Annotated in this window: 27 protein-coding genes and 1 pseudogene; 17 read left to right on the forward strand and 11 right to left on the reverse strand. The window is 70.9% G+C overall.

Features of this window, described 5'->3' with window-relative positions:
* Nucleotides 1-309, forward strand: a pseudogene (locus ACFE64_RS03795) (ATPase); the annotation flags it as partial.
* Between the two features lie 30 nt (nt 310-339).
* Here the strand turns inward: ACFE64_RS03795 and ACFE64_RS03800 are convergent.
* The gene (locus ACFE64_RS03800) at nt 340-1,047 is read right to left on the reverse strand and encodes an SDR family oxidoreductase (RefSeq protein WP_375391124.1); all 708 of its coding nucleotides are present in this window, start codon (nt 1,045-1,047) and stop codon (nt 340-342) included.
* A gap of 152 nt (nt 1,048-1,199) precedes the next feature.
* On the opposite strand from ACFE64_RS03800, the gene ACFE64_RS03805 reads away from it, so the two are divergent.
* From ACFE64_RS03805 to ACFE64_RS03815, 3 genes are read left to right on the forward strand one after another with little or no spacing between them, the layout of a single operon-like run.
* The gene (locus tag ACFE64_RS03805; RefSeq protein WP_375391125.1) at nt 1,200-2,114 is read left to right on the forward strand and encodes a tetratricopeptide repeat protein; all 915 of its coding nucleotides are present in this window, start codon (nt 1,200-1,202) and stop codon (nt 2,112-2,114) included.
* The gene (locus ACFE64_RS03810; protein ID WP_375391126.1) at nt 2,111-2,761 is read left to right on the forward strand and encodes an LON peptidase substrate-binding domain-containing protein; all 651 of its coding nucleotides are present in this window, start codon (nt 2,111-2,113) and stop codon (nt 2,759-2,761) included. The genes ACFE64_RS03805 and ACFE64_RS03810 overlap by 4 nt, the downstream gene beginning before the upstream one ends.
* Before the next feature lie 42 nt (nt 2,762-2,803).
* The gene (locus ACFE64_RS03815; protein ID WP_375391127.1) at nt 2,804-2,989 is read left to right on the forward strand and encodes a Trm112 family protein; all 186 of its coding nucleotides are present in this window, start codon (nt 2,804-2,806) and stop codon (nt 2,987-2,989) included.
* Here the strand turns inward: ACFE64_RS03815 and ACFE64_RS03820 are convergent, their stop codons facing one another.
* Both ACFE64_RS03820 and ACFE64_RS03825 read right to left on the reverse strand, forming a co-directional pair.
* Nucleotides 2,990-3,979 carry a response regulator gene (locus ACFE64_RS03820; protein WP_375391128.1) on the reverse strand — a complete coding sequence of 330 codons (990 nt, stop codon included), beginning with the start codon at nt 3,977-3,979 and terminating at the stop codon, nt 2,990-2,992.
* A 203-nt stretch (nt 3,980-4,182) separates the two neighbouring features.
* Nucleotides 4,183-5,397 carry a UbiH/UbiF/VisC/COQ6 family ubiquinone biosynthesis hydroxylase gene (locus ACFE64_RS03825; protein ID WP_375391129.1) on the reverse strand — a complete coding sequence of 405 codons (1,215 nt, stop codon included), beginning with the start codon at nt 5,395-5,397 and terminating at the stop codon, nt 4,183-4,185.
* A 101-nt stretch (nt 5,398-5,498) separates the two neighbouring features.
* On the opposite strand from ACFE64_RS03825, the gene ACFE64_RS03830 reads away from it, so the two are divergent.
* From ACFE64_RS03830 to ACFE64_RS03840, 3 genes are all read left to right on the forward strand, one after another.
* A complete protein-coding gene (locus ACFE64_RS03830; RefSeq protein ID WP_375391130.1) occupies nt 5,499-7,784 on the forward strand; it encodes a DNA translocase FtsK in 2,286 nt (761 codons plus the stop codon).
* A 99-nt stretch (nt 7,785-7,883) separates the two neighbouring features.
* On the forward strand, nt 7,884-8,111 hold the full coding sequence (locus ACFE64_RS03835) for a hypothetical protein (protein WP_375391131.1): 228 nt from the start codon (nt 7,884-7,886) through the stop codon (nt 8,109-8,111).
* Nucleotides 8,112-8,193: 82 nt separating this feature from the next.
* Nucleotides 8,194-8,499 (forward strand): hypothetical protein, encoded by a 306-nt coding sequence (locus ACFE64_RS03840; protein WP_375391132.1) that lies wholly within the window; start codon nt 8,194-8,196, stop codon nt 8,497-8,499.
* Between the two features lie 50 nt (nt 8,500-8,549).
* Here the strand turns inward: ACFE64_RS03840 and ACFE64_RS03845 are convergent, their stop codons facing one another.
* Nucleotides 8,550-10,259 (reverse strand): tetratricopeptide repeat protein, encoded by a 1,710-nt coding sequence (locus tag ACFE64_RS03845; RefSeq protein WP_375391133.1) that lies wholly within the window; start codon nt 10,257-10,259, stop codon nt 8,550-8,552.
* A 154-nt stretch (nt 10,260-10,413) separates the two neighbouring features.
* On the opposite strand from ACFE64_RS03845, the gene ACFE64_RS03850 reads away from it, so the two are divergent.
* The 5 genes from ACFE64_RS03850 to ACFE64_RS03870 all read left to right on the forward strand — a co-directional run bounded on the left by ACFE64_RS03850 (nt 10,414) and on the right by ACFE64_RS03870 (nt 14,365).
* Nucleotides 10,414-11,031, forward strand: coding sequence for an outer membrane lipoprotein carrier protein LolA (locus ACFE64_RS03850; RefSeq protein ID WP_375391134.1), 618 nt, complete (start codon nt 10,414-10,416; stop codon nt 11,029-11,031).
* Nucleotides 11,032-11,321: 290 nt separating this feature from the next.
* Nucleotides 11,322-12,104 carry an exodeoxyribonuclease III gene (locus ACFE64_RS03855; protein ID WP_375391135.1) on the forward strand — a complete coding sequence of 261 codons (783 nt, stop codon included), beginning with the start codon at nt 11,322-11,324 and terminating at the stop codon, nt 12,102-12,104.
* Complete coding sequence (gene ribA / locus ACFE64_RS03860) at nt 12,104-13,144, forward strand: GTP cyclohydrolase II (protein ID WP_375391136.1); 1,041 nt, start codon at nt 12,104-12,106, stop codon at nt 13,142-13,144. Before ACFE64_RS03855 ends, ribA begins: the two co-directional genes overlap by 1 nt.
* Nucleotides 13,144-13,878 carry a GNAT family N-acetyltransferase gene (locus ACFE64_RS03865; RefSeq protein ID WP_375391137.1) on the forward strand — a complete coding sequence of 245 codons (735 nt, stop codon included), beginning with the start codon at nt 13,144-13,146 and terminating at the stop codon, nt 13,876-13,878. Before ribA ends, ACFE64_RS03865 begins: the two co-directional genes overlap by 1 nt.
* Entirely contained in the window at nt 13,844-14,365 is a 522-nt protein-coding gene (locus ACFE64_RS03870) for a YdcF family protein (RefSeq protein ID WP_375391138.1), read from the forward strand. Before ACFE64_RS03865 ends, ACFE64_RS03870 begins: the two co-directional genes overlap by 35 nt.
* Here ACFE64_RS03870 and ACFE64_RS03875 read toward each other — a convergent pair.
* Together ACFE64_RS03875 and ACFE64_RS03880 are read right to left on the reverse strand one after the other, a co-directional pair.
* Nucleotides 14,354-15,019, reverse strand: coding sequence for an HAD family hydrolase (locus ACFE64_RS03875; protein ID WP_375391139.1), 666 nt, complete (start codon nt 15,017-15,019; stop codon nt 14,354-14,356). The genes ACFE64_RS03870 and ACFE64_RS03875 overlap by 12 nt on opposite strands.
* Entirely contained in the window at nt 15,016-15,675 is a 660-nt protein-coding gene (locus tag ACFE64_RS03880) for a YggS family pyridoxal phosphate-dependent enzyme (protein ID WP_375391140.1), read from the reverse strand. Before ACFE64_RS03880 ends, ACFE64_RS03875 begins: the two co-directional genes overlap by 4 nt.
* A gap of 51 nt (nt 15,676-15,726) precedes the next feature.
* On the opposite strand from ACFE64_RS03880, the gene ACFE64_RS03885 reads away from it, so the two are divergent.
* Nucleotides 15,727-16,206, forward strand: a complete 480-nt coding sequence (locus tag ACFE64_RS03885) for a thiamine phosphate synthase (protein ID WP_375391141.1) — start codon at nt 15,727-15,729, stop codon at nt 16,204-16,206.
* Between the two features lie 188 nt (nt 16,207-16,394).
* On the opposite strand, the gene ACFE64_RS03890 is transcribed toward ACFE64_RS03885, so the two are convergent.
* Complete coding sequence (locus tag ACFE64_RS03890) at nt 16,395-17,090, reverse strand: hypothetical protein (protein ID WP_375391142.1); 696 nt, start codon at nt 17,088-17,090, stop codon at nt 16,395-16,397.
* Between the two features lie 177 nt (nt 17,091-17,267).
* Between ACFE64_RS03890 and ACFE64_RS03895 the strand changes: the two genes are divergently transcribed.
* The 4 genes from ACFE64_RS03895 to holA are packed head-to-tail and all read left to right on the forward strand — an operon-like array spanning nt 17,268 to nt 21,735.
* Nucleotides 17,268-17,702 carry a DUF3576 domain-containing protein gene (locus ACFE64_RS03895; RefSeq protein WP_375391143.1) on the forward strand — a complete coding sequence of 145 codons (435 nt, stop codon included), beginning with the start codon at nt 17,268-17,270 and terminating at the stop codon, nt 17,700-17,702.
* Nucleotides 17,703-17,708: 6 nt separating this feature from the next.
* Complete coding sequence (leuS, locus tag ACFE64_RS03900) at nt 17,709-20,246, forward strand: leucine--tRNA ligase (RefSeq protein WP_375391144.1); 2,538 nt, start codon at nt 17,709-17,711, stop codon at nt 20,244-20,246.
* A gap of 26 nt (nt 20,247-20,272) precedes the next feature.
* Nucleotides 20,273-20,734, forward strand: coding sequence for an LPS assembly lipoprotein LptE (gene lptE, locus ACFE64_RS03905; protein WP_375391187.1), 462 nt, complete (start codon nt 20,273-20,275; stop codon nt 20,732-20,734).
* Complete coding sequence (gene holA / locus ACFE64_RS03910) at nt 20,731-21,735, forward strand: DNA polymerase III subunit delta (protein ID WP_375391145.1); 1,005 nt, start codon at nt 20,731-20,733, stop codon at nt 21,733-21,735. The genes lptE and holA overlap by 4 nt, the downstream gene beginning before the upstream one ends.
* On the opposite strand, the gene ACFE64_RS03915 is transcribed toward holA, so the two are convergent.
* The 4 genes from ACFE64_RS03915 to mnmG are packed head-to-tail and all read right to left on the reverse strand — an operon-like array spanning nt 21,732 to nt 25,826.
* Complete coding sequence (locus ACFE64_RS03915; protein WP_375391146.1) at nt 21,732-22,613, reverse strand: ParB/RepB/Spo0J family partition protein; 882 nt, start codon at nt 22,611-22,613, stop codon at nt 21,732-21,734. The two genes, holA and ACFE64_RS03915, sit on opposite strands and share 4 nt — an antisense overlap.
* A complete protein-coding gene (locus tag ACFE64_RS03920) occupies nt 22,610-23,389 on the reverse strand; it encodes a ParA family protein (protein WP_375391188.1) in 780 nt (259 codons plus the stop codon). Before ACFE64_RS03920 ends, ACFE64_RS03915 begins: the two co-directional genes overlap by 4 nt.
* Nucleotides 23,386-23,994: a 16S rRNA (guanine(527)-N(7))-methyltransferase RsmG gene (locus tag ACFE64_RS03925; protein WP_375391147.1), complete on the reverse strand. Its 609-nt coding sequence runs from the start codon at nt 23,992-23,994 to the stop codon at nt 23,386-23,388. The genes ACFE64_RS03920 and ACFE64_RS03925 overlap by 4 nt, the downstream gene beginning before the upstream one ends.
* Nucleotides 23,991-25,826, reverse strand: coding sequence for a tRNA uridine-5-carboxymethylaminomethyl(34) synthesis enzyme MnmG (gene mnmG / locus ACFE64_RS03930; RefSeq protein ID WP_375391148.1), 1,836 nt, complete (start codon nt 25,824-25,826; stop codon nt 23,991-23,993). Before mnmG ends, ACFE64_RS03925 begins: the two co-directional genes overlap by 4 nt.
* Between the last annotated feature and the right edge of the window lie 12 nt (nt 25,827-25,838).

The raw sequence follows: 25,838 nt of genomic DNA on the forward strand, positions 1-25,838 counted from the left end.
GTGCTGTCGCAATGCGGCACCATCATCGCGATGCGCCTCAACAACGAGCGCGACCAGGCGTTCGTGCGCGCCGCCATGCCGGAGGGCGCACGCGGCTTCCTCGATTCGATCCCGGCGCTGCGCAACCGCGAGTGCATCATCTCGGGCGAGGGCGTCACCATCCCCGTCCGCCTGTCGTTCGACGGGCTGGAGGAGACGAAGCGCCCGGCGTCCGACGACCCGCTGTTCTCGAAGCTGTGGCGCGACACCGGCGGGGAGGAAGGCATCATCCAGCGCACGATCCAGCGCTGGCGCGCACAGGGCAAGTGACGGGCTGAGCAGGTCACCCGGGGCAGCGCATCAGCCCCGCACCACGCCAGGATACAGCGCCGCAGGGTCGCCGCTGAGCGCCGCCTTCACGCGCCGACTCGCGTCGTCGGCCAGCACCTCGATCAGCCCGGCGGCGATCCCGTCGAGCCCGGCGCGTGCGACGTCGGCTGGATCGTTCTTCGGCCCGCTCATGCCCTTGGTCATGTCGGTGTCGGTCAGCCCCAGGTGCAGCGCCGTCACCAGCGTGCCCTGCTTCGCCAGTTCCAGCCGGATGCCGTTGGTCAGGCTCCATTCCGCCGACTTCGCCGCGCAATAGGCGGTGCCGCCGTCATAGCTGAACCAGGACAGCGCCGACAGCACGTTGAGGATCGCGCCGCCGCCATTGGCCGCCAGCACCGGCGCGAAGGCGCGCACCATGTGAAGCGTGCCGAAGAAGTGCGTGTCCATCTCCGCCCGGATCGCGTCGGGATCGCCCGTCACCAGGTTCGCGCCGGTCGCGATGCCGGCGTTGTTGACCAGGATCGCGACGTCGCCCGCCTGCGCCGCCGCGGCGCGCACCGACCCCGGATCGGTGATGTCGAGCCGCAGCGGCTCGACACCCTCCAGATCGAGCGCGGAGGGGTCGCGCACGGCCGCATAGACCTTCGCCGCGCCGCGCGCGACGAGCTGTTGCGCGAACCGGCGGCCGAGCCCGCGATTGGCTCCGGTGACGAGCGCCACGGCGCCTTCGATCTGCATGGGAATGCTCCTGTGATGGACCGCCTAGCTGGGTCGCGTCGGCCGGTTCGGCAACCGCGCGGGGGCAAGCATGACTTGGCCCGGATCCACCCGCCCTTGGCGCGCCGTGCGTTCCGCCCCACATAGCGGCTAACCCCGTTCAGGAGCTTCCCTTGGCCTCTACCCTCGGTCTCTCGCCCGCCCAGAAGGACGCCGTCGAGCAGTTCCGCCGCGACGTGGTCGAGCCGTCGATGACGAGCCTCGTCATCATCGATTTCTGGGCGGAATGGTGCGGGCCGTGCAAGCAGCTGACGCCGGTGCTGGAGAAGGTCGCCGCCGCCTATGCCGACAAGGGCGTGGTGCTGGCCAAGGTCGACACCGACAAGAACCAGTTCATCGCCCAGCAATTCCAGATCCGCACGATCCCGACCGTCTACGCGATGTTCGGGGGCCAGCTGGTCGCCGACCTGACGAGCGCCCGCACCGAATCGCAGCTCAAGACGCTGCTCGACCAGTTGCTGAAGCAGCTGCCGGTCGGATCGGACGCGGCCGGGCAGGACGCCGAGCTGGAGCCGCTGATCGCGATGGGCGAGGGCGTGCTGGCCGAGGGCGACGGCGAGCGCGCGCTCTCGATCTTCGATCAGCTGGCCGAGATGGTGCCCGAACACACGGCGGTGCAGTCCGGCCGCATCCGCGCGCTGGTCGCGGCCGGCCGACATGGCGAAGCCGAGGCGGCGATCGCCGCGCTGCCGGAGGAGCTGGCGAAGGACCCCGGCATCGCCCGCGCGCGCGCCGCGATCGACCTCGCGCGCGCGGCGCCGCCCGTCGACGACCTCGCGCCGCTGGTCGCGGCGGTCGAGGCGCGGCCCGACGACCTCCAGGCCCGCTTCGATCTTGCCAACGCGCAGATGGCGGCGGGCGATCGCGACGCCGCCGCGGACGGCCTGCTCCACATCATCGGCGTCGAGCGCGACTGGAACGAGGGCGCCGCCCGCGCGCAGCTGCTCAAGCTGTTCGAGGTGGTCGGGCTGATGGACCCCTGGGTGTCCGCCCAGCGGCGGCGCCTGTCGGCGGCGCTGTTCGGATGACGCCCGCCCCCGCATCGACCGGCGCCACCACCACGCGGCTGTCCATCTTCCCACTGCCCGGCGCGCTGCTGTTCCCGGGCATGCACCTGCCGCTGCACGTGTTCGAGCCGCGCTACCGGGCGCTGGTCGGCGATGCGATGGCGCGCGACCGGCGCATCGGCATGATCCAGCCGCGCCTGATCCGCGACCGCGAGGAGGCGAGGCCGCCGCTGTTCGATCTCGGCTGCGTCGGCCGCATCGCCGAGGTGGAGGCGCTCGACGACGGTCGCTACAATCTCATCCTCGAAGGCGTCGCGCTGTTCCGCGTCGTGCGCGAGCTCGATGTCGCCACGGCCTTCCGCCAGATCGAGGCCGAGCTGCTGCCGGTCGGCGAGGACGAGACGCTGTCGCTCGGCCGGCGCGCGTCGCTGGAGGCGGAGAGCCGCCGCTTCGCCGAGGCGCAGGAATATCAGGTCGACTGGGATCAGGTCGGCCGGCTCGACGACGAGCGCCTCGTCAACGGCATCGCCCAGATCGCCCCCTTCGACGCCGCCGCCAAGCAGGCGCTCCTCGAAGCGCCGGATCTGGAGACCCGCGCCGAGCTGATCATCCAGCTCCTCCACTTCTTCGGCCGTCACGACGGCGACGATCGGGTGACGTTGCAGTGAACATCATCAAGTCCGCCACCGCGCTGGCGGGGAAGGACTGAAATGGCGCCCGACCCCTGGCTCCTCGCCAAGCTCGTCTGCCCGCTCACGCGCCAGCCACTGCGCTACGACGCCGCGGCCCAGGAGCTGATCTCCGACGCCGCGCGCGTCGCCTACCCGATCCGCGACGGCGTCCCGGTCATGCTGATGGAGGCCGCACGGCCGCTGATCCCTGACCAGGCGCCTTGATCAGGCGGCGAGCAGCGGACGACGGTTCAAGGTCTCGGCGGCGATCTCCGCCATGCCCTTGAGCTCCGCCTTCAGGGTGTCGGTGACCAGGCGCACCTTCTTGTCGATGACGCACAGCGCACCAGCATGGATGCCCTCTTGGGTGACGATGGGGTGGCCGACATAGGTCCTGATCTGCGGATCGCCCGTGACCAGCGGGTTGGTGGCGAAGGCCGGGTCGTTCGCCGCATTGCGCACCACGAAGCAGTCGTCCTGGGCGATGGTATAGTTGCAGAACGCCTCGCAGCGCGGCGTCGAACTGCCTGCCAAGCCGTAAGCCGATTTCAGCCACTGCGTGTCCCGGTCGATGAACGTCATGAGACACATCGGAAACGTCGACAGCTGCGCGACATGACCGGTGATGAGATCGAACTGGCGTTCGCGCTCCGCATTGGCGAGATGCTTGCGCGCGAGGTAATCCAGCCGCTCGGCCTCGTCCTTCGGGATCGGATAGCCGAAGGGCAACGCCCGGCGCAGGCCACGATAGGGCATCGCGCGGAGCGCGCCCTCGTGATCCGACGGCACCGAGCGGGGAAGGGCGCCGGGCCGCCGGAACGACGCGGCGATGCCTTGCATCGTCCTGACGAAGGCGGCCGGGTCGGCCGCGATGTCGCGCTTCGCGATGCACGTCGCCGCGCCGGCGTTCCGCAAGCGGGTCACCATCGCCATGCTGCTCGCCGCATGATCTGAAATCACGACCTTGCAGACGTCGTTCTGGCCGGCAAGCATCGCCAGCAAGCCCGCCCCGTCGATATAGGGCATGCACAGATCGATCGTCACGAGGTCCGGCTTCAGATCGGCGACCATCTTCGCCGCCGACGGTGCATCGCTGGCGACGCCGACGACCCTGAATGCCGTCGAAGCATCCAGGACCGCCTCCAGGACCGCGCGGGTCGTGCGGGAATCGTCGACTATGACGACACGTTGTTCGCGCTTGCCACGGTTGAGCATCGTCTATCCCCTTCCTGCGGGAACTTCATACGCGTTGAAAAATCAGGAGTTCCCGGGAATCTCAATAATAAAAGTCAATTACCGAAAAGATTAAGCTCGGAATAGATCCTTGCGAGAAGCTTAACTGTATCGACGAACACTTCGTTAGGGCAGGGCGACTGCAGTCTGCTATGACAGTACCAAGAGCTACCCAGACGACGCGATCAGACGGTCCTGCCGTGCAACAGCTTGGGCAATGCGCCGCTCTCGCCCCGAGCCTCAGCCATGAAGCGATCCTTCAGCGGGGGGACGGCATCGACCAGCGAGATTCCGAAGCGGCGCACGGCGCTGGCGGTGCGCCCCTTGATACCGAACAGCCGCGTGAGTGAATCGGTCGCCCAGGCGATCATGAACGTGTCCAGCCCGCGCCAGCGCTGATAGCGCGCGAGGAGTTGCGCATCACCGAGATCGAGCCCGAGCCGCTTGCCCTCGACCAGCACCTCCACCAGCGCCGCCACGTCGCGGAAGCCGAGGTTCAGCCCCTGCCCCGCGATCGGATGGATGCCGTGCGCGGCGTCGCCGACCAGCACCAGCCGCTCCGCGGTGATCCGCGCGGCATGGTGGAAGCCGAGCGGGTAGGTCGCGCGCGGACTCGCGCCCGACAGCGCGCCGAGCAGCCCGCCCATCCGCTGCTCCGCCTCCGCCAGGAACCCGCGATCGCCCAGCTTCAGCATCGCCGGCCCGGCGGCCGCGTCCACCGTCCACACGATCGCCGAGCGATGGCCCTCGTCATCGTCGGGCAGCGGCAGCAGCGCGAACGGGCCGGACGGGTAGAAGATCTCGAACGCGACATTGCCGTGCGGCTTCTCGTGGTGGAACGCGCCGACGATCGCGGCATGATCGTAGCGCCAGCGCGCCACCTTGATCCCCGCCGCCTCGCGCGTCGGCGAGTTCCGCCCCTCCGCCGCGACCAGCAGCGGCGCGCGCACGGCCGTGCCGTCGCTGAGCGTCGCCGTCACGCCCGCCGCGTGGCGCTCGACCGCCACGGCGCGGGTCCGCATCCGCAGGTCGACGCCCGCCGCCACGCTCGCCGCCTCGAACACGGTGCGCCGGAGCAGCCGGTTCTCGTACATGACGCCCAGCGCGCCGTCGTCCGCGTCGGGCACGAAATCGAGCGCGCCGGGTCGCAACCCGTCGCTGACCCGGATCGCCGCGATCGGACAGCCCTTGCCCGCCAGGCGCGCGCCGACCCCGATCGCGTCGAGCATCCGCCCGCTCGCGCTTGCCACCGCGGAGGCACGACCGTCGAAGCCGGGCGCCAGCGTCACCGCCGGATCGGCCGGGTCGACCACCGTCGCGGTCAGCCCATGCGCGTCGAGCGCCAGTGCCAGCGTCGCGCCGACCAGCCCGCCGCCGAGGATGATGACGTCCTTGTCCATAGCGCGCCTCTATCCGGCCCACCGCCGCGTGCCAATCGTGGCCGTCTTGACGCCGGACTCGCCGCAAGCGATGATTTGGAACGGTTTTTGGGGGTGATGACATGGCGAGCCGAGCCCAGCCGGTGCTGTGGCGCGAGACGGTGCGGGCGGGCGCGGTGCGTTCGGGCGCGCTGGCGGCTGCGGTCGCGCTGTTCGCGCTGACGCTCGCGGTCGCGCTGGCGCTGCTCAGCTTCGACAGCCGTGACGCCGCGCTCGACACCGCCGCGGGCGAGCAGGTCCACAATCTGTTGGGTGCGCCCGGGGCCTGGACGGCGGACCTGCTGCTGATGCTGTTCGGGCCCGCCGTCGCCCTGCTGGTGCCGATCGCCCCTGTGGTGGCGCTGCGGCTGTGGCGCGATCTGCCGGCGGGGCCATGGCGCCGCATGCTCCGCCAGGCGCTGATCGGCGTCGCGCTGATGGCCGTCGCGCTCGCCTTCGTCTCGAACGCGGCGGTGTTCCGCCTGCCCGGCGGCTGGGGTGGCGCAATCGGCCTGCTGGTCGCCGGCGGCGCGCGGCAGCTGCTGGCGCTGAGCGGCCAGGAGGCGGTCGAACGCTGGGGCGTGGTCGCGCTGGGCATCACCGCCGGCGTCGCGGGCGTGATCGTCTGGGCGCGGGCGCTGGAGATCGAATGGGCCGATCTGCGCTGGCGGCGCGGTGCGCGCCCGGCGCGCCTGGCCGCACCGGCGGACGAGGAACCGCTGACGCTCACGCGCCGGCCCGTCGAGCCGCGCGCGGTCGCCACGCCCGATCCGCGCCCCGCGCCGATCATCGCCGATCGCCAGGTGGCGCCGTCCGCCGCCAGGCCCAAGCCGCGGCAGGAGAAGCTCGATCTCGGCCACAGCTACACGCTGCCGCCCGTCGAGCTGCTCGCCGAGCCGCCGCCGGCGCCCAGGGGCGCGATCGACAAGGCCGCGCTCGACCGCAACGCCCGCCTGCTCGAAAACGTGCTCGGCGACTTCAAGGTCGAAGGCGCGATCACCAAGGTCTGCCCCGGCCCGGTCGTGACGATGTACGAGCTGGAGCCCGCGCCGGGCATCAAGGCGAGCCGCGTCATCGCGCTCGCCGACGACATCGCCCGCAACATGAGCGCGGTGTCGGCGCGCGTCGCGGTCATCGCCGGGCGCAACGTCATCGGCATCGAGCTGCCCAACGCCAGGCGCGAGGGCGTCGTCCTGCGCGAACTGGTCGCGAGCCAGAGCTTCGAAGACCAGAACGCCAGCTTGCCGCTGGTGCTGGGCAAGAACATCGCCGGCGATCCCGTCGTGACCGATCTCGCGCCGATGCCGCACCTGCTGGTCGCGGGCACCACCGGCTCGGGCAAGTCGGTCGGGCTCAACTGCATGATCATGTCGCTGCTCTACCGGCTGACGCCCGACCAGTGCCGGATGATCATGATCGATCCCAAGATGCTGGAACTCAGCGTCTATGACGACATCCCCCATCTGTTGTCCCCCGTGGTGACGGACCCCGCCAAGGCGGTGCGCGCGTTGAAATGGGCGGTGGAGCAGATGGAGGACCGCTACCGGCAGATGTCGTCGGTCGGCGTGCGCAGCCTCGCCGGCTTCAACGACAAGGTGCGCGCGGCCAAGGCGAAGGGCCAGCGGCTCGGCCGCCGCGTCCAGACCGGCTACGATCCCGATACCGGCCAGCCGCTCTACGAGGAGGAGCAGCTCGACTATGCGCCGCTGCCGCAGATCGTGGTGGTGGTCGACGAGCTCGCCGACCTGATGATGACGGCGGGCAAGGAGGTCGAGTTCCTCATCCAGCGCCTGGCGCAGAAGGCGCGCGCGGCCGGCATTCACCTCATCATGGCGACGCAGCGGCCGTCGGTCGACGTCATCACCGGCGTCATCAAGGCGAACCTGCCGACCCGCATTTCCTTCCACGTCACCTCCAAGATCGATTCGCGCACGATCCTGGGCGAGCAGGGCGCCGAGCAGCTGCTCGGCCGCGGCGACATGCTCTACATGCCCGGCGGCAAGGGCATCGTCCGCGTCCACGGCCCCTTCGTCTCGGACGACGAGGTGCGCGCGGTCGCCGATTTCTGGCGCGCGCAGGGACAGCCCGACTATGAGTCGGCGGTGACCGAGGAGCCGGCCGAAGGCTTCGCGCTGGAAGGCGCGCCGACCGGCGAGGACACCGCCGAAGACCAGCAATACCGCGCCGCCATCCAGCTGGTGTGCGAATCGCGCAAGGCGTCGACCAGCTGGCTCCAGCGCCAGCTCCGTATCGGCTACAACTCCGCCGCGCGCCTCATCGAACGGATGGAGAAGGACGGCATCGTCGGCCGCCCCGACCATGTCGGCCGCCGCGAGGTCCTGCGCGACGCGGAGGGGCACGCGATCTGATTCGGCCGGGCGCGGATCGGATTCGCCTTGCCGCGCATTGCGTTTGAGTCCCTTGCTCTTGGGCCGATCGCCGGCTCAGCTCCACTGAGGAGAAGCACCATGACTTCAATGGCGCAGCGTCAACAGATCGACCAAAATTACGACGCGTTTCAGCGGCAGTTGAGCTCGATCCTGTCCGTGCACAGAGACCGATACGCGTTGATGCGCGACCGTGCGATCATCGGCTATTACGACGCTGCCGGAGAAGCCTACCGCGCGGGACTGGCAAGTTACAGCGATGGCCTGTTCTCCATTCAGGAGGTGACGGACGAGCCGATCGATCTATGAGTGGCGGCGCACGGGCCGCCGCATCCTCCTCAACGTCCTCGTTCTCAAGCCGGCGCCCGCGACCGATCTGACGAATCAAACGGTGACGGCATTGCTCGACACCGGCGCCAGTTCTTGCGGCGTATCCCGCGCCATCGCTGGTTCGCTCGATCTGCCGTCAATAGGCAAGCAGCCAATCATCACGGCGGGCGGCATTGTTCTATCCGAACGGTATCTGTTCCGCGTGGGCTTCCCTCAAGCCCAATCGTTTCCATTCGTGTTCGACGACCTTACAGGCTTTGAACTGACCGATGACACCGCCTTCCAAGCCGTGCTCGGGATAGACGTGCTTGCACGGTGCGACGTAGTGCTGGATCGAACCGGCCGCTGCGTGCTTCAGTTCGGATAAGAATCCATCGTCGAGACGCTTACTGTGCGAACCGACCGACGCGAACGCGATCACTCGATCCCGTAGCGCTTCGCCCGTTCGGGCAGGCGGGGCTCGATCGCGGCGGCCGCGGCCAGGTCCCTGTCCGCCTCGTCCGTCTGCCCCCTGCGCCGCTCGATCACGGCGCGGCCGTAGAGCGACCAGGCCTGGCGCGGATTGATCGCGAGGACCGCGTCATAGTCGGCCAGCGCCGCATCGAGATCGCCGAGCCGCAATTCCGCCAGCGCGCGGCTGTCGCGATAACTCGGATCGGCGGGGTTGAGCCTGACGGCCGCCGCCCCGTCCGCCCGCGCCTTGGCGAGATCCTGTCCGGCCAGCGCCCGCGCCCAGCACCGCTCGTTCAGCGCCTCGGCGCGCCGCGCATCGCCCGGGTGGGTGTCCAGCCACAGATCGAGCTGGGCGATCGCCCGCGGGAAGGCGTCGGCCGCCGTGTAGAGCCGGCCGACCGCGAGCCGCGCCATGTCGGTCCGCGGCAGCGCCGTCGCCAGCCGGTCGAGATCGGCGAGCGCCGGCTCCCGACGCCCGGTCCGCATCGCCACCTGCGCGCGCAGCAGCCGCGCACGCGCATCGTCCGGCGCGAGGCTCAAGGCCTTGTCCAGGTCCGCCATCGCCGGCGCCGGCCGCCCCAGCTCGAGATCGATGATCGCGCGCTGATAGGGGTAGCTCGCCTCCCCGGGCGCCAGCTCGATCGCCCGCGAAACGTCGGCGAGCGCGTGCGGCAGGTCGCGCTGCGTCCGATACATCGCACCGCGCGCACTGAACCCTGCCGCATCGGTGGGCGCCGCATCGCCACGCCCGCCCGCCGCGGCGACCGGCCCGTTCGCATCGATACGCGCGCCCGTGTCGAAGAGCCGGCCGCCGGTATAGGTGAAGTACAGCCGATGCTGCGCGTTCGACACGTAGACGCGGTGCGAGACGAAATAGTCGGCGCCGATCAGCATATCGATCTCCGGCGGCAGGTCGGCGATGTGCAGCCGGACGTTGTGGAGCTCCTCCGAGCCGATCCTGAGCAGGTCGAAATGGGCGCGCCAGCCCTGCGTCACGCGGCTGCCGAGCCCGCTCGACCAGCCCGCCGGCGCGACGCCGGGGCCGCCCGGCCTCACGCCGGCGCGGGCCGCCGCACGCAGGGACACGACCGTGGTCGGCGCGCCGGTGTCGAACGTCGCCTGCAGCTTGGCGCCGTCCAGCTCGACCTGCGCCACCGTGTGCCGTCCCGCGGTATCGAGCGATTGCACGTCGACGGTGAAGGCCGGCTTGCCTTCCGTCCAATAGGCCATCCCGAAGCGCTCGCAGCCCTTGGGCCGGAACAGCCGCACCGCGCCGCCGGGCAGATCGTACTCGACGTCCGCCAGCCCCAGCACGTTCTGCCCGAGCAGCCCGGTCTGCCCGACGTCGCTGCCGCCGACCACGAACTGCACGTTGGGGATGACGATGCCGGCGAGCGTGAAGCGGGCGACCCTGGTCGCCGCCGCCTCGCTCGAGCCCCCGATCCCGCGCAGATGGAAGCCGGGGAGAGGCTCCAGCGTCAGCTCCAGCGCCTTGGCGACGCCGGGGGAGATGGTGCTGAAGAACGCACCGCTGTCCAGGATGAAGGGCGCGTCATGCCCGTTGATCTCGGCGGCGACGATCGGCCGCAGGCCCTGCATGGTGACCGGCAGCTCGGCGATGCGCCCGACCTGGCAGGAGCCGGCAACGGCCGGCGCGGCCGCAAGTCCCGCCAAAGAGACGAACAACGATCCCCAACGTCTCAAGCGTCACGTCTCCCTGCCGGCTCCCACGATCCTGCCTCAGCGCGTGGCAAACGGAAAGACGCTATGGTTCAGAGCGCATTCAACGCCGCCGCGTCAGGGAGGCGGCCACACAGGAGATCATTCCTTGAAGCTTGCCATCCTCGCCGCCGTCGCGCCGCTCGCGGTCGTCGCGGCCGCGCCCGCCTCGCAGCCGACCGGCGAGCTGGCGCTGGTGCAGCAGCACCTGCGCGGGCTGACGACCATGGTCGCCGATTTCACCCAGACGGATCGCAACGGCCGGATCCTGACCGGCACCATGTCGATGAAGCAGCCCGGCCGCATCCGCTTCCAGTATCAGAAGGGGGTGCCGCTGCTGATCGTCGCGGACGGCGGCGCGCTGACCTTCATCGACTATTCGGTCAGGCAGGTGCAGCGCTGGCCGGTGAAGAACTCGCCGCTGGGCGTGCTGCTCGATCCGTCGCGCAACCTCGGTCGCTATGCGCATGTCGCCCCGGGGAGCACCGCGCAGCAGCTCGTGCTGGCAGCGAACGATCCCAAGCACCCGGAATATGGTCGCATCACGCTGTACTTCGCGCGCACCGGCGGCGGACCGGCGGGGCTGGCGCTGCAGGGCTGGGTGGCGATCGACAGCCAGAACAATCGCACCACGGTTCAGCTTGCGAATCAACGCTTTGGCGGCGCCATCGGTGACGAGACATTTCGCTGGAACGACCCGCGGAAAGGCGTTTCCGGCCGGGGGTGATGTCGCGTTCATACAAATGACAGGATAGCTTATCTAAGGGGTCGTGGCGGAAACGGTGCGGTCCGGGATTTTCCCCCTGTTGCCCGGCCTGTCCTTTCCCGCCTGCGTGACGAACGCTAGGTCGGCCCTCGCTCCCGCCCCCGGAGCGAGGGCCTTTCTGCGTAGCGCGCATGCGACCAGCGCAGCTGGCCGCAAGACGCGCAAGCACGGCCGGCGTCAGCCCGCTGACGACCGACGGCGCGGCTTCGCCGCGACGTGACCGCAACGCGAAAACTTCCTACATCGCCCCCGTGAAGATCGTCTCCTGGAACATCAATTCGGTTCGCTTCCGGCTCGACATCGTGGCGCGCTTCCTCCGCGAGGCCGCACCCGACATCCTGTGCCTCCAGGAGACCAAGGTGATCGACGCCGACTTCCCGGTCGCGCCGTTCGAGGCGCTCGGCTATCCGCATGTCATCATCCACGGCCAGCGGATGCATCATGGCGTCGCGATCATCAGCCGCGTGCCCGTGGCGGCGGATGACCGCCTCGACTGGCAGGCCAACCGTGAGGCGCGCCATGTCGGGGTGCGGCTGGCGAACGGCGTGCGGCTGGAGAACGTCTACGTCCCGGCCGGCGGTGACGTCCCCGATCGCGAGCTCAACCCGAAGTTCGGCCAGAAGCTCGATTTCATCGAACGCATGACGCGCTGGTCCGCGGCGCTGGACCAGCCGACGCTGCTGGTCGGCGACTTCAACATCGCCCCCCTCGAAGCGGACGTCTGGAGCCACAAGCAGCTGCTCGGCGTCGTCAGCCACACGCCCGTCGAGGTGGCGGCACTCGGCCGCCTCCAGGCATCGAACAGCTGGGTCGATCTCGGCCGCCATTTCAGCCCGCCGCCGGCGCGGCTCTACACCTGGTGGAGCTACCGCGCGAAGGACTGGGCGGCGTCGGACCGGGGCCGGCGGCTCGATCACCAATGGGCGACCGCCGACGTCGCCGCCACCGCCCGCGCGCATCACGTGTTCGAGGAGTGCCGCAGCTGGCTCAAGCCGAGCGACCACGTCCCGATCATGACCGAGTTCGCCTGGTGATGGACGCGCGCGCGGCCGCCCGCGCCATCGACGCGCTCCGGCGCGGCTGGCCGATCGCGGTCGAGGGGACGCCGCTGCTGGCGGTCGAGACCGCCGACGCCGGCCGGCTCGCCGCGTTCGACCCCGCCGGCGAAGCGGCGGTGCTGATCTCCGCCGGACGCGCGGCGACGCTGAAGCTCGCGAACCAGCTCGCCGCCGCCGATCCCGACCAGCCCGTGCTGGTCGAGCGCGCGCCCTGGCTCGACCTGGCGGGCGCGACGGCGCTGGCCGACCCGCAGCTCGACCTCGCGACGCCGCTCAAGGGGCCGTATCGTACCATCACGCCGCTCCCCGGCGCGGCGGCGGCGCTGCGGCTGGCGCGCATCGCGGGGCTGCTCCCCGCCTTCTTCGTCGGCGGCGCCGCCGCGCCGGAGGTGGCGATCACCGCCGTCGACATCGACGCGCACGAGGATGCCGGCCGCCTCACCATCGCCACCCGCGCGCGGCTGCCGGTGGAGGGCGCCGAGGATGCGGAGATCGTCGCCTTCCGCTCGCCGGAGAGCGCCGACGAGCATGTCGCACTGCTGATCGGGCAGCCTACGGGCAAGCCGCCGCTGGTGCGGATCCACAGCGAATGCCTGACCGGCGACGTGCTCGGCAGCCTCAAATGCGATTGCGGGCCGCAGCTGCATGCGGCGATCCGCGCCATCGCGGCGAGCGGCTGGGGCATCCTGCTCTATCTGCGTCAGGAGGGGCGCGGCATCGGCCTCGTCAACAAGCTGCGCGCCTATCAGCTGCAGGATCAGGGCTTCGACACCGTCGATGCCAACATCCGGCTCGGCTTCGCGGTGGACGCGCGCGACTTCCGTGTCGCGGCGCGGATGCTCGGTCTGCTCGGCCAGCGGCAGGTGCGCCTGCTCACCAACAATCCGGCCAAGGTGGCGGGGCTCGAAGCGGCCGGCATCGCCGTCCCGGAGCGCGTGCCGCACCACCTGCCGCCCAACCCGCACAACGCCCGCTATCTCGCCACCAAGCGCGATCGCACGGGCCACCAGCTGTGATGGACCTGGCGCGCGTCGCCATCCTGGAGGCAAGCGGCCGCGCGGCGCTGCCGGCGTTGCGGGAAGAGCGGGTCGGCGACTGGACGTTGCGCGTCAGCGGCGGCGAGACCAAGCGGGTCAACTCCGCCAATCCGCTGGTGGCGAATGCGTCCGTGCTGCCTGCCATGGCGGCGGCGGAGCGGCTTTACGCCGCCCATGCCCTGCCCTGCCGCTTCCGGCTGACGCCGCTGGCGGACAGCCATGCCGACGCCATGCTGGACGCGCGGGGATTCGCGGCGATCGACCATTCGCTGACCATGGTCGCCCCGGTTTCGTCGCATCCGGTCGAGCCCGGCGTCAGGCTGGCCGCCCGCGCCGACGCCGACTGGCTGGCGCGGGTAGAGCCGCTGAGCGGCCGATCGCCCGCCGCGGCGGCGGTGCAGGCGAAGCTGCTGGCCGCCATTCCCGGCCCGCTGGCCCTGGCGGCGATCGATGAAGACGGCCAGACGGTCGCGTCCGGTTATGCCAGCATCGGCGGCGGCCGGGCGCAGCTTTCCGACATCGTTGTCGCGCCGCACGCCCGGGGTCGCGGGCTCGGTCGACGGCTCGTCGCGGGGCTGCTCGGCTGGGCGCGTGAGCAGCGCTGCGGCGAGGCGATGCTGCAGGTGCTGGCCGCGAACACCGTGGCGCGTTCGCTCTATCGCTCGCTCGGCTTCGTCGATGTCTATCCCTATCACTACCGCGTCGCCCGCTAGGCGCCTCGTCGTCGTGTTCGGCGCGGCGGTGCGGCCGGACGGCAGCGCGAGCGCGACGTTGGCGCGGCGCGTCGGCTATGCGGCCGCGGTCGCCCAGGCCGATCCGAGCGTCGACCTGTTCCTCACCGGCGGGATAGGGCGGTTCGGGCCATCAGAAGCGGCGGTGATGGCGGCGCTGCTCGCCGGCGCGGTCTCGGCCGAGCGCCTGCAGCTGGACGAGGAGAGCCGCGACACGCTGCAGAGCGTGCGCGCCGCCGCGGCCGTCTTCCATGCGCAGGGCTATGCGGACTGCCTGGCCTGCACCGACGCCTATCACCAGCCGCGCGTACGGATGCTGTTCGGGCTGTTCGGCGTCCGCGCCCGGCCGGTGCCGCTGCCGCGGCGCGGCCCGCGCCGGCTGCACTGGCGCATGGCGCTGCGCGAGGCGGCGGCGCTGCCCTATGACGCGGTGGCGGGCATCGCGGCGCGGCTACGCTCAAAGCGCTAGGAGCGCGCGCACCTCGTCGAAGTCCGCCGCCACCGCGTCGACGCCCAGCGCCTTGAGCCGCGCGCCATGATCGGCGGCGCAGTGCGAGCCGGCGCACAGCCCGATGACATGGCCGCCCGACGCCACCGCCCCGGTCGCGCCGACCGGCGAGTCCTCGATGATCGCGCACCGCTCGATCGCGACGCCGAGCCGCGCCGCCGCGAACAGATAGAGGTCGGGCGCGGGCTTGCCGCGCGCGACATGCTCGCGGCCCGAATAGAGGTGGTCGCCGAACGCGCCGGCGAGGCCGATATGGTCGAGGTGCCGGCGGATCCACCGCGTGTTGCTCGACGACACCACCGCCCTGGGCAACGCCGGCGGCAGCGCGCGGACGAAGGCGACCGCGCCCGCCACCGCGCCGATCCCCTCGGCCATGGCGCGCTCGTCCTCGACCTGGCGCGCGGTATGGAAGCTGTCGGGCAGCGGGCGGCCGATCCAGCGCTCGACCGCGGCGAGGAAATCCGCGCCCGCCAGCCCCATGAAGTGCGCCATCGACTGCTCGGGCGTGGTCGGATGGCCGATGCCGGTCAGATAGTCGGCGATCTGGCGGTTGCCGGCATATTCGCTCTCGATCAGCACGCCGTCGAAATCGAACAGGAGCGCGTCGTGGTTCACGCGCGCGCCCCGAACAGCGCCGAGCCGACCCGCACATGCGTCGCGCCCAGCATCACCGCGGTCTCGAAATCGTCGGACATGCCCATGCTGAGACCCGTCACCCCGTGATCGCGCGCCAGCTTCGCCAGCAGCGCGAAATACGGCGCCGCTTCGACGCCCGCGGGCGGCAGACACATCAGCCCCGCCAGCGGCAGCGCGGCCGCGCGCACCGCCGCCAGCAGCGCCGGCAGTTCGGCGATCGCGCAGCCGCCCTTCTGCGCCTCGTCGCCGATATTGACCTGGAGGAAGCAGTCCGGCCGCCGGCCCGCCTGATCCATCGCCCGTGCCAGCGCCGCGACCAGCGACGGCCGGTCGACGACGTGGATCGTGTCGGCCATCGCCACCGCGTCCGCGGCCTTGTTCGACTGGAGCTGCCCGATCAGGTGCAGCCGGGCGTCGGGCCAGCGCTCGCGCAGGGCCGGCCATTTCGCCGCCGCCTCCTGCACCCGGTTCTCGCCGAAGTCGCGCTGGCCGGCCGCGAGCAGCGGCGCGATCGCGTCGGCGGGGTGCGTCTTGCTGACCGCCACCAGCGTCACCGCGCTCGGTTCGCGCCCGGCGAGCCGCGCGGCGCGCGCGATGCGGTCGCGGATGTCGGTCAGGCGGGTGTCGGGGGGCATGGGCGGCGCTATAGGCCGGCGATGCGCGCGCGCCACCCTTCCGTCTGGCTGATGACCGACGAACGCGCCGACCCGATCGCGGCCGCGCGCCGCCTGCCGCCGGGGTCGGGCGTGGTCTTTCGTCACTATGCCACGCCGCGACGCGAGCGGCTGCGGCTGTTCGTGGCGGTGCGCCGGCTCGGCGCGGCGCGGCGGCTGATGGTGCTGAGCGCCCGCGCGCGGCTGCCCGGCGCGGCCGGCGTGCACGGGCCGGGGCGCGGGGGCGGGCTACGGAGCTGGCCGGCGCACGACCGACGGCAGGCGATCGCCGCCGTCCGCGCGGGCGCGGCGCTGGTGTTCGTCTCGCCGGTCTATCCGACGCGCTCGCATCCCGGTGCGGCGGCGCTCGGCCCGGCCAGGGCGGCCCGGATCGCGCGCGGGCTCGGGCGGACGGTGATCGCGCTGGGCGGGATGGACGGGCGACGCTGGCGCCGGATCAGGCGGTTCGGGTTCGACGGGTGGGCGGGAATCGACGCGTGGAACGAGGGCTGATCGGCCACTCTTGATCTGCATCCCCGGCGGAAGCCGGATCCAGGCGCAACCGGTCCGATCTGATACCCACCATCAAGAAGGTAATGCTTGAGGGTGGCCCGCCGCGAAGCCGCGTCGTCGGTCATCGCTGCGCTACGCCGGCCGGGCTTTCCGTCGATGTTCTGATGAGCGCGGCTTCGCCGCGCTCATCAGAACCGGAAAGCCGTCCCCACATACACCGCCTGGCTGTCGCGCCGGTCGTCGTCCAGCCGGACCAGCCGGTCGCGATCGGTGCGGTAGCGGACGCCCGCGGTGAGATCCATGTTGCGGGTCAGGCGATAGGAGCCGCCGACGTCGAGCGCATAGCTGTGATCGGCCGTCGTGAGCGCCGCGGGCACATCGGCCAGCGCGCGGTCGACCACGCCCTTGACGCGGCCCGTCACGCGGCTGCCCGAATAGCTGACCGTCACATCGGCCGCCTCGCGCCCGCCGGGCTGACCGGCCAGATCGACCTTGCCGACATCGCCGGTGATGCCGAACCGCCGCCAGCCCACGCCGACGCCGAGATTGTAGGCGATCGGGGCGATGCCGACCAGCGGCTCGGCCGCCAGGCGGGTGTCGGCCTTGCCGGTCCGCGCCCGCGCCACCACCGTCACGGCGCGATTGTCGCGATGCGCCTCGGCGGGCGTGAACCGGAAGCCGACCGTATCCAGCCCGCCCCGCGCGAACACCGCCGCCAGGCGCGGATCGGCGGCCGCCGGCGTGAAGGCCAGGGCCGGAGCGGCCGCAGGCGCATGCCGCGCGACCTTGCCCGGCGCCAGCGGACCGGTCGCAGGCATGGCGAGCGCGCCGGCGGCGGCAAGCGCCCCGGCCCCGATCGCAATCATGATGCCCTTGGCGACCACATCCGTTTCCCGTCGGACTCGACTGTTCTTGCCGCCATATAACGCTTCGGCGCGCGCCGGGTATGGACCTTCGCGAAATCTTGTGAACTGTGGCAGAATCCGCACAGACGGCGCGAACTTGCGAGCCCGCCAGCGCGCCTGTAGAGCCGCCAGGTCATCACAGGAAGACCTCAGCCGATGTTCCGCTCGTCGCCTACCCTCGTTCTGGCGCTCGCGCTCCTGCCGCTCGCGGCGTGCAGCGGCGGCGGCAGCCGGCCCAAGGCGGACCTCGCCGCCTCCAAGGTGACGACGATCGGCGTCAATTCCTATCTGTGGCGCGCGACGCTCGACACGCTGTCGTTCATGCCGCTGGTGCAGACCGACTCCAACGGCGGCGTCATCGTCACCGACTGGTATGTGAACCCGCAGGTCCCGACCGAGCGGATGAAGGTCACCGTCTCGATCCTCGACCAGGATCTGCGCGCCGATGCGGTGCGCGTCGCCGCGCTGCGTCAGGTCAGCCAGGGCGGGCAGTGGGTGTCCGCGCCCGTCCAGGCGGCGACGACGCAGAAGCTGGAGGACATCATCCTCACCCGCGCCCGCGACCTGCGCCGCGCCGCCGTCGCCGGCTAGCGGCGCATGGCCCAGCCGCCGCGCTTCAATGCGCTGAAGGCCGACGCGCACTGGCAGCGGGTGTGGGACGAGCGGCGGACGTTCGTCGCGGACGACGATTCGCCCAAGCCGCGGGGCTATGTGCTCGAGATGTTTCCCTATCCGTCGGGGCGCATCCATGTCGGCCATGGCCGCAACTACGTCATGGGGGACGTGCTCGCGCGCTTCTGGCGGATGCAGGGGCGCGAGGTGCTGCACCCGATGGGGTGGGACGCGTTCGGCATGCCGGCCGAGAATGCGGCGATCGAGCGCGGCGTCCATCCCGGCGCCTGGACTCGCCAGAACATCGCGACGATGCGCGCGCAGCTCCGCCGTTTCGGCTTCGCGATCGACTGGAGCCGCGAGTTCGCCACCTGCGAGCCGGAATATTACGGCCACGAACAGGCGCTGTTCCTCGATTTCTTTCAGGCCGGGCTGGTCTATCGCAAGGAGTCGCCGGTCAACTGGGACCCGGTCGACCGCACCGTGCTCGCCAACGAGCAGGTGATCGACGGCCGCGGCTGGCGCTCGGGCGCGGTCGTGGAGAAGCGCAACCTGTCGCAGTGGTTCCTGAAGATCACCGCGTTCGCCGACGAGCTGCTCGCCGGCCTGGGCGAGCTCAAGGACTGGCCCGACAAGGTCCGGCTGATGCAGGAGAACTGGATCGGCAGGAGCGAAGGCCTGCGCTTCCGCTTCGCGCTGTCTGACGATGGGCGGGTCGAGGTCTTCACCACCCGCCCCGACACCATCTTCGGCGCCAGCTTCGTCGCGGTCGCCGCCGATCACCCGGTGGCGCAGGCGCTGGCCGCGCGCTCGCCCGAAGCGGCGGCGTTCATCGCCCGCTGCAAGGAGGGCGGCACCACCGCGGCCGAGCTGGAGACGCAGGAGAAGCTGGGCTTCGACACCGGGCTGACGGCGCAGCATCCGCTCGACCCCGATTGGCGGCTGCCCGTCTACATCGCCAATTTCGTGCTGATGGAATATGGCACGGGTGCGGTGTTCGGCGTGCCCGCGCACGACCAGCGCGACCTCGATTTCGCGCGCAAATACGGCCTGCCCGTCAAGCGCGTCGTGTCGGACGGCGACGAGGACGCGCCCGTCTTCGCCGGCGACACGGCCTATACCGGCCCGGGTTCACTGGTGAACTCGCATTTCCTGGACGGCATGGACATCGCCGACGCCAAGCGCACGGTGATCGCCCGCGCCGAGGACGGCGGCTGGGGCGAGGCCGCTACGGTGTTCCGCCTGCGCGACTGGGGGGTCTCGCGCCAGCGTTACTGGGGCACGCCGATTCCGGTGATCCACTGCGCCGCATGCGGTGTCGTGCCCGTGCCGCGCGAGCAGCTGCCCGTCGTGCTGCCCGAAGATGTGGACTTCGCCACCCCCGGCAACCCGCTCGATCGGCACCCGACCTGGAAGCACGTCGCCTGCCCGCAATGCGGCGGCGCGGCGACGCGCGAGACCGACACGCTCGACACCTTCGCCGATTCCTCCTGGTATTTCATCCGCTTCGCCAGCCAGCCGCAGGACCGGCCGTTCGACCGCGCGACCGCCGAGCGCTGGCTGCCGGTCGGCCAGTATATCGGCGGCGTCGAGCATGCGATCCTGCACCTGCTCTACGCCCGCTTCTGGACCCGCGCGCTGCAGCATCTCGGCAAGCTGGACATCGCCGAGCCCTTCGCGGGCCTGTTCACCCAGGGCATGGTGACGCACGAGACCTATTCCTTCCCGCCTGCCGCTGACGGACTCGCGCCGATCTGGCTCTCCCCCGAGCAGATCGAGCGCCGCGACGAGGGCGTCGTCGACCGCGACACCGGCCGGCCGGTGACGGTCGGCCGTACCGAGAAGATGTCCAAGTCGAAGAAGAACACCGTCGATCCCGAGCCGATCGTCGATCAGTACGGCGCGGACGCGGTGCGCTGGTTCCTCCTTTCGGACAGCCCGCCCGAGCGCGACCTGGAATGGTCGGAGAACGGCATCGAGGGCGCGTGGCGGTTCGTCCAGCGGCTCTGGCGGCTGTGCGCGGCCGAAGCGACCGATGATCCCGGCGGCAGCGACGGCGCGCTCGACCGCAAGCTCCACCAGACGATCGCCGGCGTGGCGGCCGATATCGAAGCGCTCGCCTTCAACAAGGCGGTGGCCAAGCTTTACGAGCTGGTCAACGCGATCGAGCGCGCGACCCCGTCCGTCTCGCGCGACGCGGCGACCCGCGCGCTGATGCTCCTCGTCGCGCCGATGGCGCCGCACCTCGCCGAGGAGGCCTGGGCGGCGTCGGGCGCCACCGGGCTGATCGCCGATGCGCCCTGGCCGAAGGTGGATGCGGCGCTGCTGGTCGAGGATGAGGTGACGATCGCCATCCAGGTCAACGGCAAGCTGCGCGACACGCTCACCCGGCCCCGCGGCGAGCCGCGCGAGGCGCTGGAGGCAGCGGCGCTCGCCAGCGACAAGGTGGCGCGCCTGCTCGAAGGCCGGAGCCCGCGCAAGGTGGTGGTGGTGCCCGACCGGCTGGTGAACCTGGTCGCGTGAGGCGCGCCGCGCTCCTCCTCGCGCTGATGCTGCCGGGCTGCGGGCTGCACCCGCTCTATGCCGGCGGCGGGTCCGGCCCGGTCGCGGCGGCGCTGGCGGGCGTCGAGGTCGCGCCGATCGAGGGTCGCGGCGGCTGGCTGATCGCGAACGCCTTGCGTCAACGCTTCGCGGCGGACGGGCAGACCCCGCGCTATCGGCTGGACGTCAAACTCGACGACCAGATCGCCGGGCTGGGCGTCCGCGGCGACGATTCGGTCGTGCGCGAGCGCCGCATCCTGCGCGCCCGCTATCAGCTGGTCGACGCGGGGAGCGGGACGGTGGTGCTCGACGCGACCGCTGGCTCCGATGCGGGCATCGACGTGGTCGGCTCGGAATATGCCACCATCGCCGCCGAGAATACCGCGCAGGAGCGACTGGCCGACATCGTCGCCGACCAGATCGTCGCCCGCGTCGCCGTCTACGCGCGCCGCGCCGCCGCGCAGCCGTGAAGGCGCCCAACGGCCAGCTGCCGAAGCTGCGCCCGGATGTGCGGCTCTACCTCTTCCACGGTGCCGACGAAGCGGGCGCGGCGGAGCTCGCCAGGCAGCTCGCCGCCGCGCTGCTCGGCTCCGAACGCATCGATCTGGAGGGCGCCACCTTGCGCAGGGAGCCGGGACGGCTCGCGGACGAAGCGGCCTCGGCGTCGCTGTTCGGCGACGCGCGGCTGATCCGCGCCCAGCCGATCGGCGAAGAGAGCCTGGAGGCGCTGACCCTGCTCCTCGACGCGCCGCATGCCGATGCGCCGGTGATCGCCGTCGCCCCGACCGTCCGCGCGACGGCGAAGATCGTCAAGCTGGCGATCGATCATCCCCGCGCGCTGTCGATCGCCTGCTACACGCCGAGCGAGGAGCAGATGGAGCGGCTGGTCGCCGCGATGCTCGCGAGCCACGGCCTGCGAGCGGCACGCGGCGTCGCGCAGCGGCTCGCCGACGCCGGCGGCGGCGATCGGGCGGTGATCGCGCGCGAGGTCGACAAGCTGGCGCTGTTCCTCGACGCCGCGCCCGAGCGGCCGCGCGATGCGGGTACGGCGGACCTCGATGCGATCGGCGCCGATCTCGGCGAGGCGGAGCTGGCCGGGGCGGTCGAGGCGCTCGTCGCCGGCGAGCCGGGCGCGCTCGGGGCGGCACTGCTGCGGCTCGACGACGGCGGTGCGTCGGCGATTCCCTGGCTGCGGGCGATCAACCGCAGATTGATTGCCCTGGCCGAGATGCGCGCCGACGTAGCGCGCGGTCAGGCGGCGGACGCGGTGATGAAGCGCGGCCGCGTCCATTTCCGCGAGGAAGCGAGCACCGGCCAGGCGCTGCGGCGCTGGACGCCGGCGATGCTGGCGGACGCGCTCGATCGCCTTCGGCAGGCCGAGCGCGCCGTCATGGCTGCCGCGAATGCCGGTCCCGTCATCGCCGAGCACGCCGCCGTAACCCTCGCGGCCGCGCCGACCCGGCGCCGTTAGATCACCTCGCCGGTCAAGCGCTGGCAGAGCATGTCCAGCTGATCCAGCGTCGAATAGCCGAGCGTCAGCGTGCCGCCGCTCGCGCCGTGGTTCACGCGCACGGGCACACCGAGCAGGTCCGCCAGCTGCCGCTCCAGTGCCGCGATGTCCGCGTCGGGCCCCTGCCGCTCGCGAGCCGCCGCCGTCCCGGTCCGCTTCGCTTCGCGCGCCAGCTTCTCGGTCTCCCGCACCGACAGGCCGCGCGCGGCGACCTGCTCGGCGAGGCTCTCGACATCGCGCGCGCCGAGCAGCGCGCGCGCGTGACCCATCGACAGCGAGCCGTCGACGACGCGCGCCTGCACCGGCTCGGGCAGCTCCAGCAGGCGCAGCAGGTTGGCGATATGGCTGCGCGATTTGTGGACGATGCCGGCCAGCGCCTCCTGGGTGTGCCCGAAATCCTGCGCCAGCCGCTGATAGGCCTGTGCTTCCTCGATCGCGTTCAGGTCCTGGCGCTGGATGTTCTCGACCAGCGCGATCTCCAGCACCTGGGAGTCGTCGAGCGTGCGCACGATCACCGGCACCTCGTGCAGGTGCGCCCGTTGCGCCGCGCGCCAGCGCCGCTCGCCGGCGATGATCTGGTAATCGTGCCCGTGCGGCCGCACCACGATCGGCTGGATCATGCCGCGTGCGGCGATGGAGCCGGCCAGCTCCTCCAGCTGCGCGTCGTCGAACCGGCGGCGTGGCTGCCCCGGATATGGCGTGAGCGAGGCGACCGGCAGCATCCGCATCCCCGTCGCGCCCGGCCCGTCGGCACCGACCGGCGTCTCGCGCCCCATCTCCCCGAGCAGGGCGTTGAGCCCGCGTCCCAGACCCGTCACGCGCGGTCGGCGATCGCTCATGCCGCCACTGCCGCGGCCGGCAACCGGGCGATCAGCTCACGGGCCAGCGCGATATAGGCCTCGGAGCCGCTGCAGCGATGATCGTAGACGAGCGCCGGTAACCCATGGCTCGGCGCCTCGGACAACCGCACGTTGCGCGGGATCACCGTGTCGAACACTACCTTGCCCAGCACCGCACGCACATCGGTCGCCACCTGCTCCGTCAACCGGTTGCGCCGATCATACATGGTGAGCGCGACTCCAAGGATCGACAGGCCGGGATTGAACCGCGCGCGGATGCGCTCCACCGTGCTCAGCAGTTGCGACAGTCCCTCCAGCGCGAAGAACTCGCATTGCAGCGGCACGAGCAGCCGATCCGCGGCCACCATCGCATTGATCGTCAGCAGCCCCAGCGACGGCGGACAATCGATCAGCACGATGTCCCATCTGGGCGGCGTCCGCTGCAGGGCCTGGTCGAGACGATGCGTCCGCTGCTCGAACTCGACCAGCTCGATCTCCGCGCCCGACAGATCGACCGTGGCGGGAACGACGTCGAGCCGAGGCACCCGCGTCGGCACGACGGCGGCCTGGACGGGTGTGTCGCCGACCAGCACGTCATAGGATGTGTGCGTCCGCGCGCTGTGAGGGATGCCCAGCCCGGTGGACGCGTTCCCTTGCGGGTCCAGATCGATCAGCAGGACGCGCGAGCCGGTGGCGGCCAGCGCCGTGCCGAGATTGATGGCGCTGGTGGTCTTGCCGACGCCGCCCTTCTGATTGGCTACCGCGACGCAGATCATCGCCGACATACGCCCTCTGCAACGAGGATAGACGAGGTCCGGTCCGTGACGCTTTGTTTCACGTGGAACGTCCCCTGCCAGTCACGCTCGATCGCGAGAAGATCGGCCTGCTCGATCCGTCCTCTCGGCAGGAGCCAGCGTGTCTCCTGCATGGCACAAGCCTGACCCGCGTCAAAAAGCTTTTCGACCGAAGCGACCGCGCGCGCCGAGATGATCGTCGCCATCTCGCGCACGACTTCCACCCGTGACGCCATGACGTGAACGTGGGTCAGGTGAAGGTCGCGGGCCATCTCGACCAGGAACTCGGCCCTTTTGCGCCGTGGTTCGATCAACAGCATCGGGGCCGCCCGGACCATCGCGACGATCATCCCCGGAAAGCCGCCGCCGGGGCCGATATCGATCCACAGACCCGCCGGTTCGCCGAGCAGCGCCAATTGCGCCGAGTCGGCCGCGTGACGGTTCCAGATCGAGCCGATCGTCGAAGGCGAGACCAGGTTTTGCCGCTGGTTTTCGGCGATCACCCGCGTAACGATCGCGCCGACCCCGTCCACCGCCGATGCGCCGAATCTATCGGCAATCCAGTCCTTCGCCTCGTCCTCCGTCATGCCGCCAGGCGACGCGCATGCAGCCACACCGCCGATAACGCCGCCGGCGTCACGCCGCGCACACGTCCCGCCGCCGCGAGCGAGGTCGGGCGGGCAGTGGTGAGTCGGTCGATCATCTCCGCCGAGAGTCCCGGAACATCGCCAAAGCGCAGGTCGGCCGGCAGCGCCACCTCCTCTTCGCCACGCACCCGCGCCGCCTCCTGACGCTGGCGTTCGAGATACGGCGCGTAGCGCGCGTCCTCGACCACCTCGTCGACGATGCTCGCCGGTATGCCGGCTCCCGCCGCCGGTGCGATGTCGGTCAACGTCACACCCTCGCTCCGCAGCCACTGGTACGCGCTGCGACGCGCGCCGTCCCGGCTTACGGCTATCCCCCGGTCGGCGAGCTCCGACGCGGTGAACTTGACCGCCAGCCGATCCTCGACGGTCCGCCTGCTGTCCTCACGCGCGGTTTGATGCCGCAATCGCTCCGGCGAAAGGCAATCTGCCTCTCTCGCCATCATCCCCAGCCGGGTCTCGGCATTGTCCGAGCGGAGCGACAGCCGGAACTCGGCCCGCGCGGTGAGCATCCGGTACGGCTCGGTCACGCCCTGCAATGTCAGATCGTCGATCATCACGCCGATATAGCTCGACGTCCGGTCCAGCAGCACGGGCGCGATGTCCAGCGCATCAGCCGCGGCGTTCAGCCCTGCCACCAGGCCCTGGCCGGCCGCTTCCTCATAGCCGGTCGTGCCGTTGATCTGGCCAGCGCAGAACAAACCCGGCAAAGGCGACAATGCCAGACGCCGGTCCAGTACCCGCGGATCGATGTGATCGTATTCGATCGCGTACCCCGCCACGGCGATCCGCGCGCGCTCCAGCCCGGGGATCGTCGCCAGCATTTCCCGTTGCACCTCGGCCGGCAGCGACGTCGACAGGCCGTTGGGGTAGACGAGCGGATCGTCCAGCCCCTCCGGCTCCAGAAACAGCTGGTGGCCGTCGCGATCGCCGAACCGTCGCACCTTGTCCTCGATCGACGGGCAATAGCGCGGCCCGCTCGCCTCGATGGCGCCGGTGAACAGCGGCGAGCGATGCGCATTGGCGCGGATCAGATCATGCGTCGCCTCGGTGGTCCGGGTGATCGCGCAGCTGATCTGTGGCAGGCCGACGTCGCGCGTCATCGGCGACATCGTCCAGCGCTCGGCATCGCTCGGCTGCTCGGGCAAGCGCGCCCAGTCGATCGTCCGTCCGTCGAGCCGCGGCGGCGTCCCGGTCTTCAGCCGCGCGATGGGAAGAGCGAGGTCGCGGAGCTGCGCCGCCAGCTTGGTCGCCGCGCGCTCCTCGACCCGCCCGCCTTCGCTGCGCTCGTCACCACGATAGATCCGACCGCCGAGAAACGTGCCGGTCGCAAGGATCACGGCCCTGGCACGAACCCGCGCGCCATCGGCCAGCAGGACTCCACCCACCCGGCCTTGCTCGATCAGCAAGCCGACCGCCTCGCCTTCAAGAACGGCAACCCGTTCCTGCGATGCGATCACGTCGCCGACAGCCGCCGCATAGCGCCGCCGATCGGCCTGTACCCGTGGCCCGCGCACGGCGGCGCCTTTGCTGCGGTTCAGCATACGGTGATGGATCGCGGCGGCATCGGCCGCGCGCGCCATGACGCCGTCGAACGCATCGACCTCACGGACGATGTGACCCTTGCCCAATCCCCCGATCGCCGGATTGCACGACATCGCGCCGATCTGCCGTCGGCTGAAGGTCAGCAGCGTCGTGGTCGCGCCACGCCGCGCGGCCGCACAAGCAGCCTCGACACCGGCGTGCCCGCCACCAATCACCAGGACGTCGATCACCCACCACGATTA

Origin of the sequence: uncultured Sphingomonas sp. (assembly GCF_964250165.1) — a bacterium.
Taxonomy (GTDB): Bacteria; Pseudomonadota; Alphaproteobacteria; order Sphingomonadales; family Sphingomonadaceae; genus Sphingomonas.

What these genes read in the sequence shown, in the direction of transcription:
- ACFE64_RS03800 (WP_375391124.1), bottom strand. Translation starts at nt 1,047, where the DNA reads ATGCAGATCGAAGGCGCCGTGGCGCTCGTCACCGGAGCCAATCGCGGG.
- ACFE64_RS03810 (WP_375391126.1), top strand. Translation starts at nt 2,111, where the DNA reads ATGACGCCCGCCCCCGCATCGACCGGCGCCACCACCACGCGGCTGTCC.
- ACFE64_RS03815 (WP_375391127.1), top strand. Translation starts at nt 2,804, where the DNA reads ATGGCGCCCGACCCCTGGCTCCTCGCCAAGCTCGTCTGCCCGCTCACG.
- ACFE64_RS03820 (WP_375391128.1), bottom strand. Translation starts at nt 3,979, where the DNA reads ATGCTCAACCGTGGCAAGCGCGAACAACGTGTCGTCATAGTCGACGAT.
- ACFE64_RS03825 (WP_375391129.1), bottom strand. Translation starts at nt 5,397, where the DNA reads ATGGACAAGGACGTCATCATCCTCGGCGGCGGGCTGGTCGGCGCGACG.
- ACFE64_RS03830 (WP_375391130.1), top strand. Translation starts at nt 5,499, where the DNA reads ATGGCGAGCCGAGCCCAGCCGGTGCTGTGGCGCGAGACGGTGCGGGCG.
- ACFE64_RS03835 (WP_375391131.1), top strand. Translation starts at nt 7,884, where the DNA reads ATGACTTCAATGGCGCAGCGTCAACAGATCGACCAAAATTACGACGCG.
- ribA (WP_375391136.1), top strand. Translation starts at nt 12,104, where the DNA reads ATGGACGCGCGCGCGGCCGCCCGCGCCATCGACGCGCTCCGGCGCGGC.
- ACFE64_RS03865 (WP_375391137.1), top strand. Translation starts at nt 13,144, where the DNA reads ATGGACCTGGCGCGCGTCGCCATCCTGGAGGCAAGCGGCCGCGCGGCG.
- ACFE64_RS03870 (WP_375391138.1), top strand. Translation starts at nt 13,844, where the DNA reads ATGTCTATCCCTATCACTACCGCGTCGCCCGCTAGGCGCCTCGTCGTC.
- ACFE64_RS03880 (WP_375391140.1), bottom strand. Translation starts at nt 15,675, where the DNA reads ATGCCCCCCGACACCCGCCTGACCGACATCCGCGACCGCATCGCGCGC.
- ACFE64_RS03885 (WP_375391141.1), top strand. Translation starts at nt 15,727, where the DNA reads ATGACCGACGAACGCGCCGACCCGATCGCGGCCGCGCGCCGCCTGCCG.
- ACFE64_RS03895 (WP_375391143.1), top strand. Translation starts at nt 17,268, where the DNA reads ATGTTCCGCTCGTCGCCTACCCTCGTTCTGGCGCTCGCGCTCCTGCCG.
- leuS (WP_375391144.1), top strand. Translation starts at nt 17,709, where the DNA reads ATGGCCCAGCCGCCGCGCTTCAATGCGCTGAAGGCCGACGCGCACTGG.
- lptE (WP_375391187.1), top strand. Translation starts at nt 20,273, where the DNA reads ATGCTGCCGGGCTGCGGGCTGCACCCGCTCTATGCCGGCGGCGGGTCC.
- ACFE64_RS03915 (WP_375391146.1), bottom strand. Translation starts at nt 22,613, where the DNA reads ATGAGCGATCGCCGACCGCGCGTGACGGGTCTGGGACGCGGGCTCAAC.
- ACFE64_RS03920 (WP_375391188.1), bottom strand. Translation starts at nt 23,389, where the DNA reads ATGATCTGCGTCGCGGTAGCCAATCAGAAGGGCGGCGTCGGCAAGACC.
- ACFE64_RS03925 (WP_375391147.1), bottom strand. Translation starts at nt 23,994, where the DNA reads ATGACGGAGGACGAGGCGAAGGACTGGATTGCCGATAGATTCGGCGCA.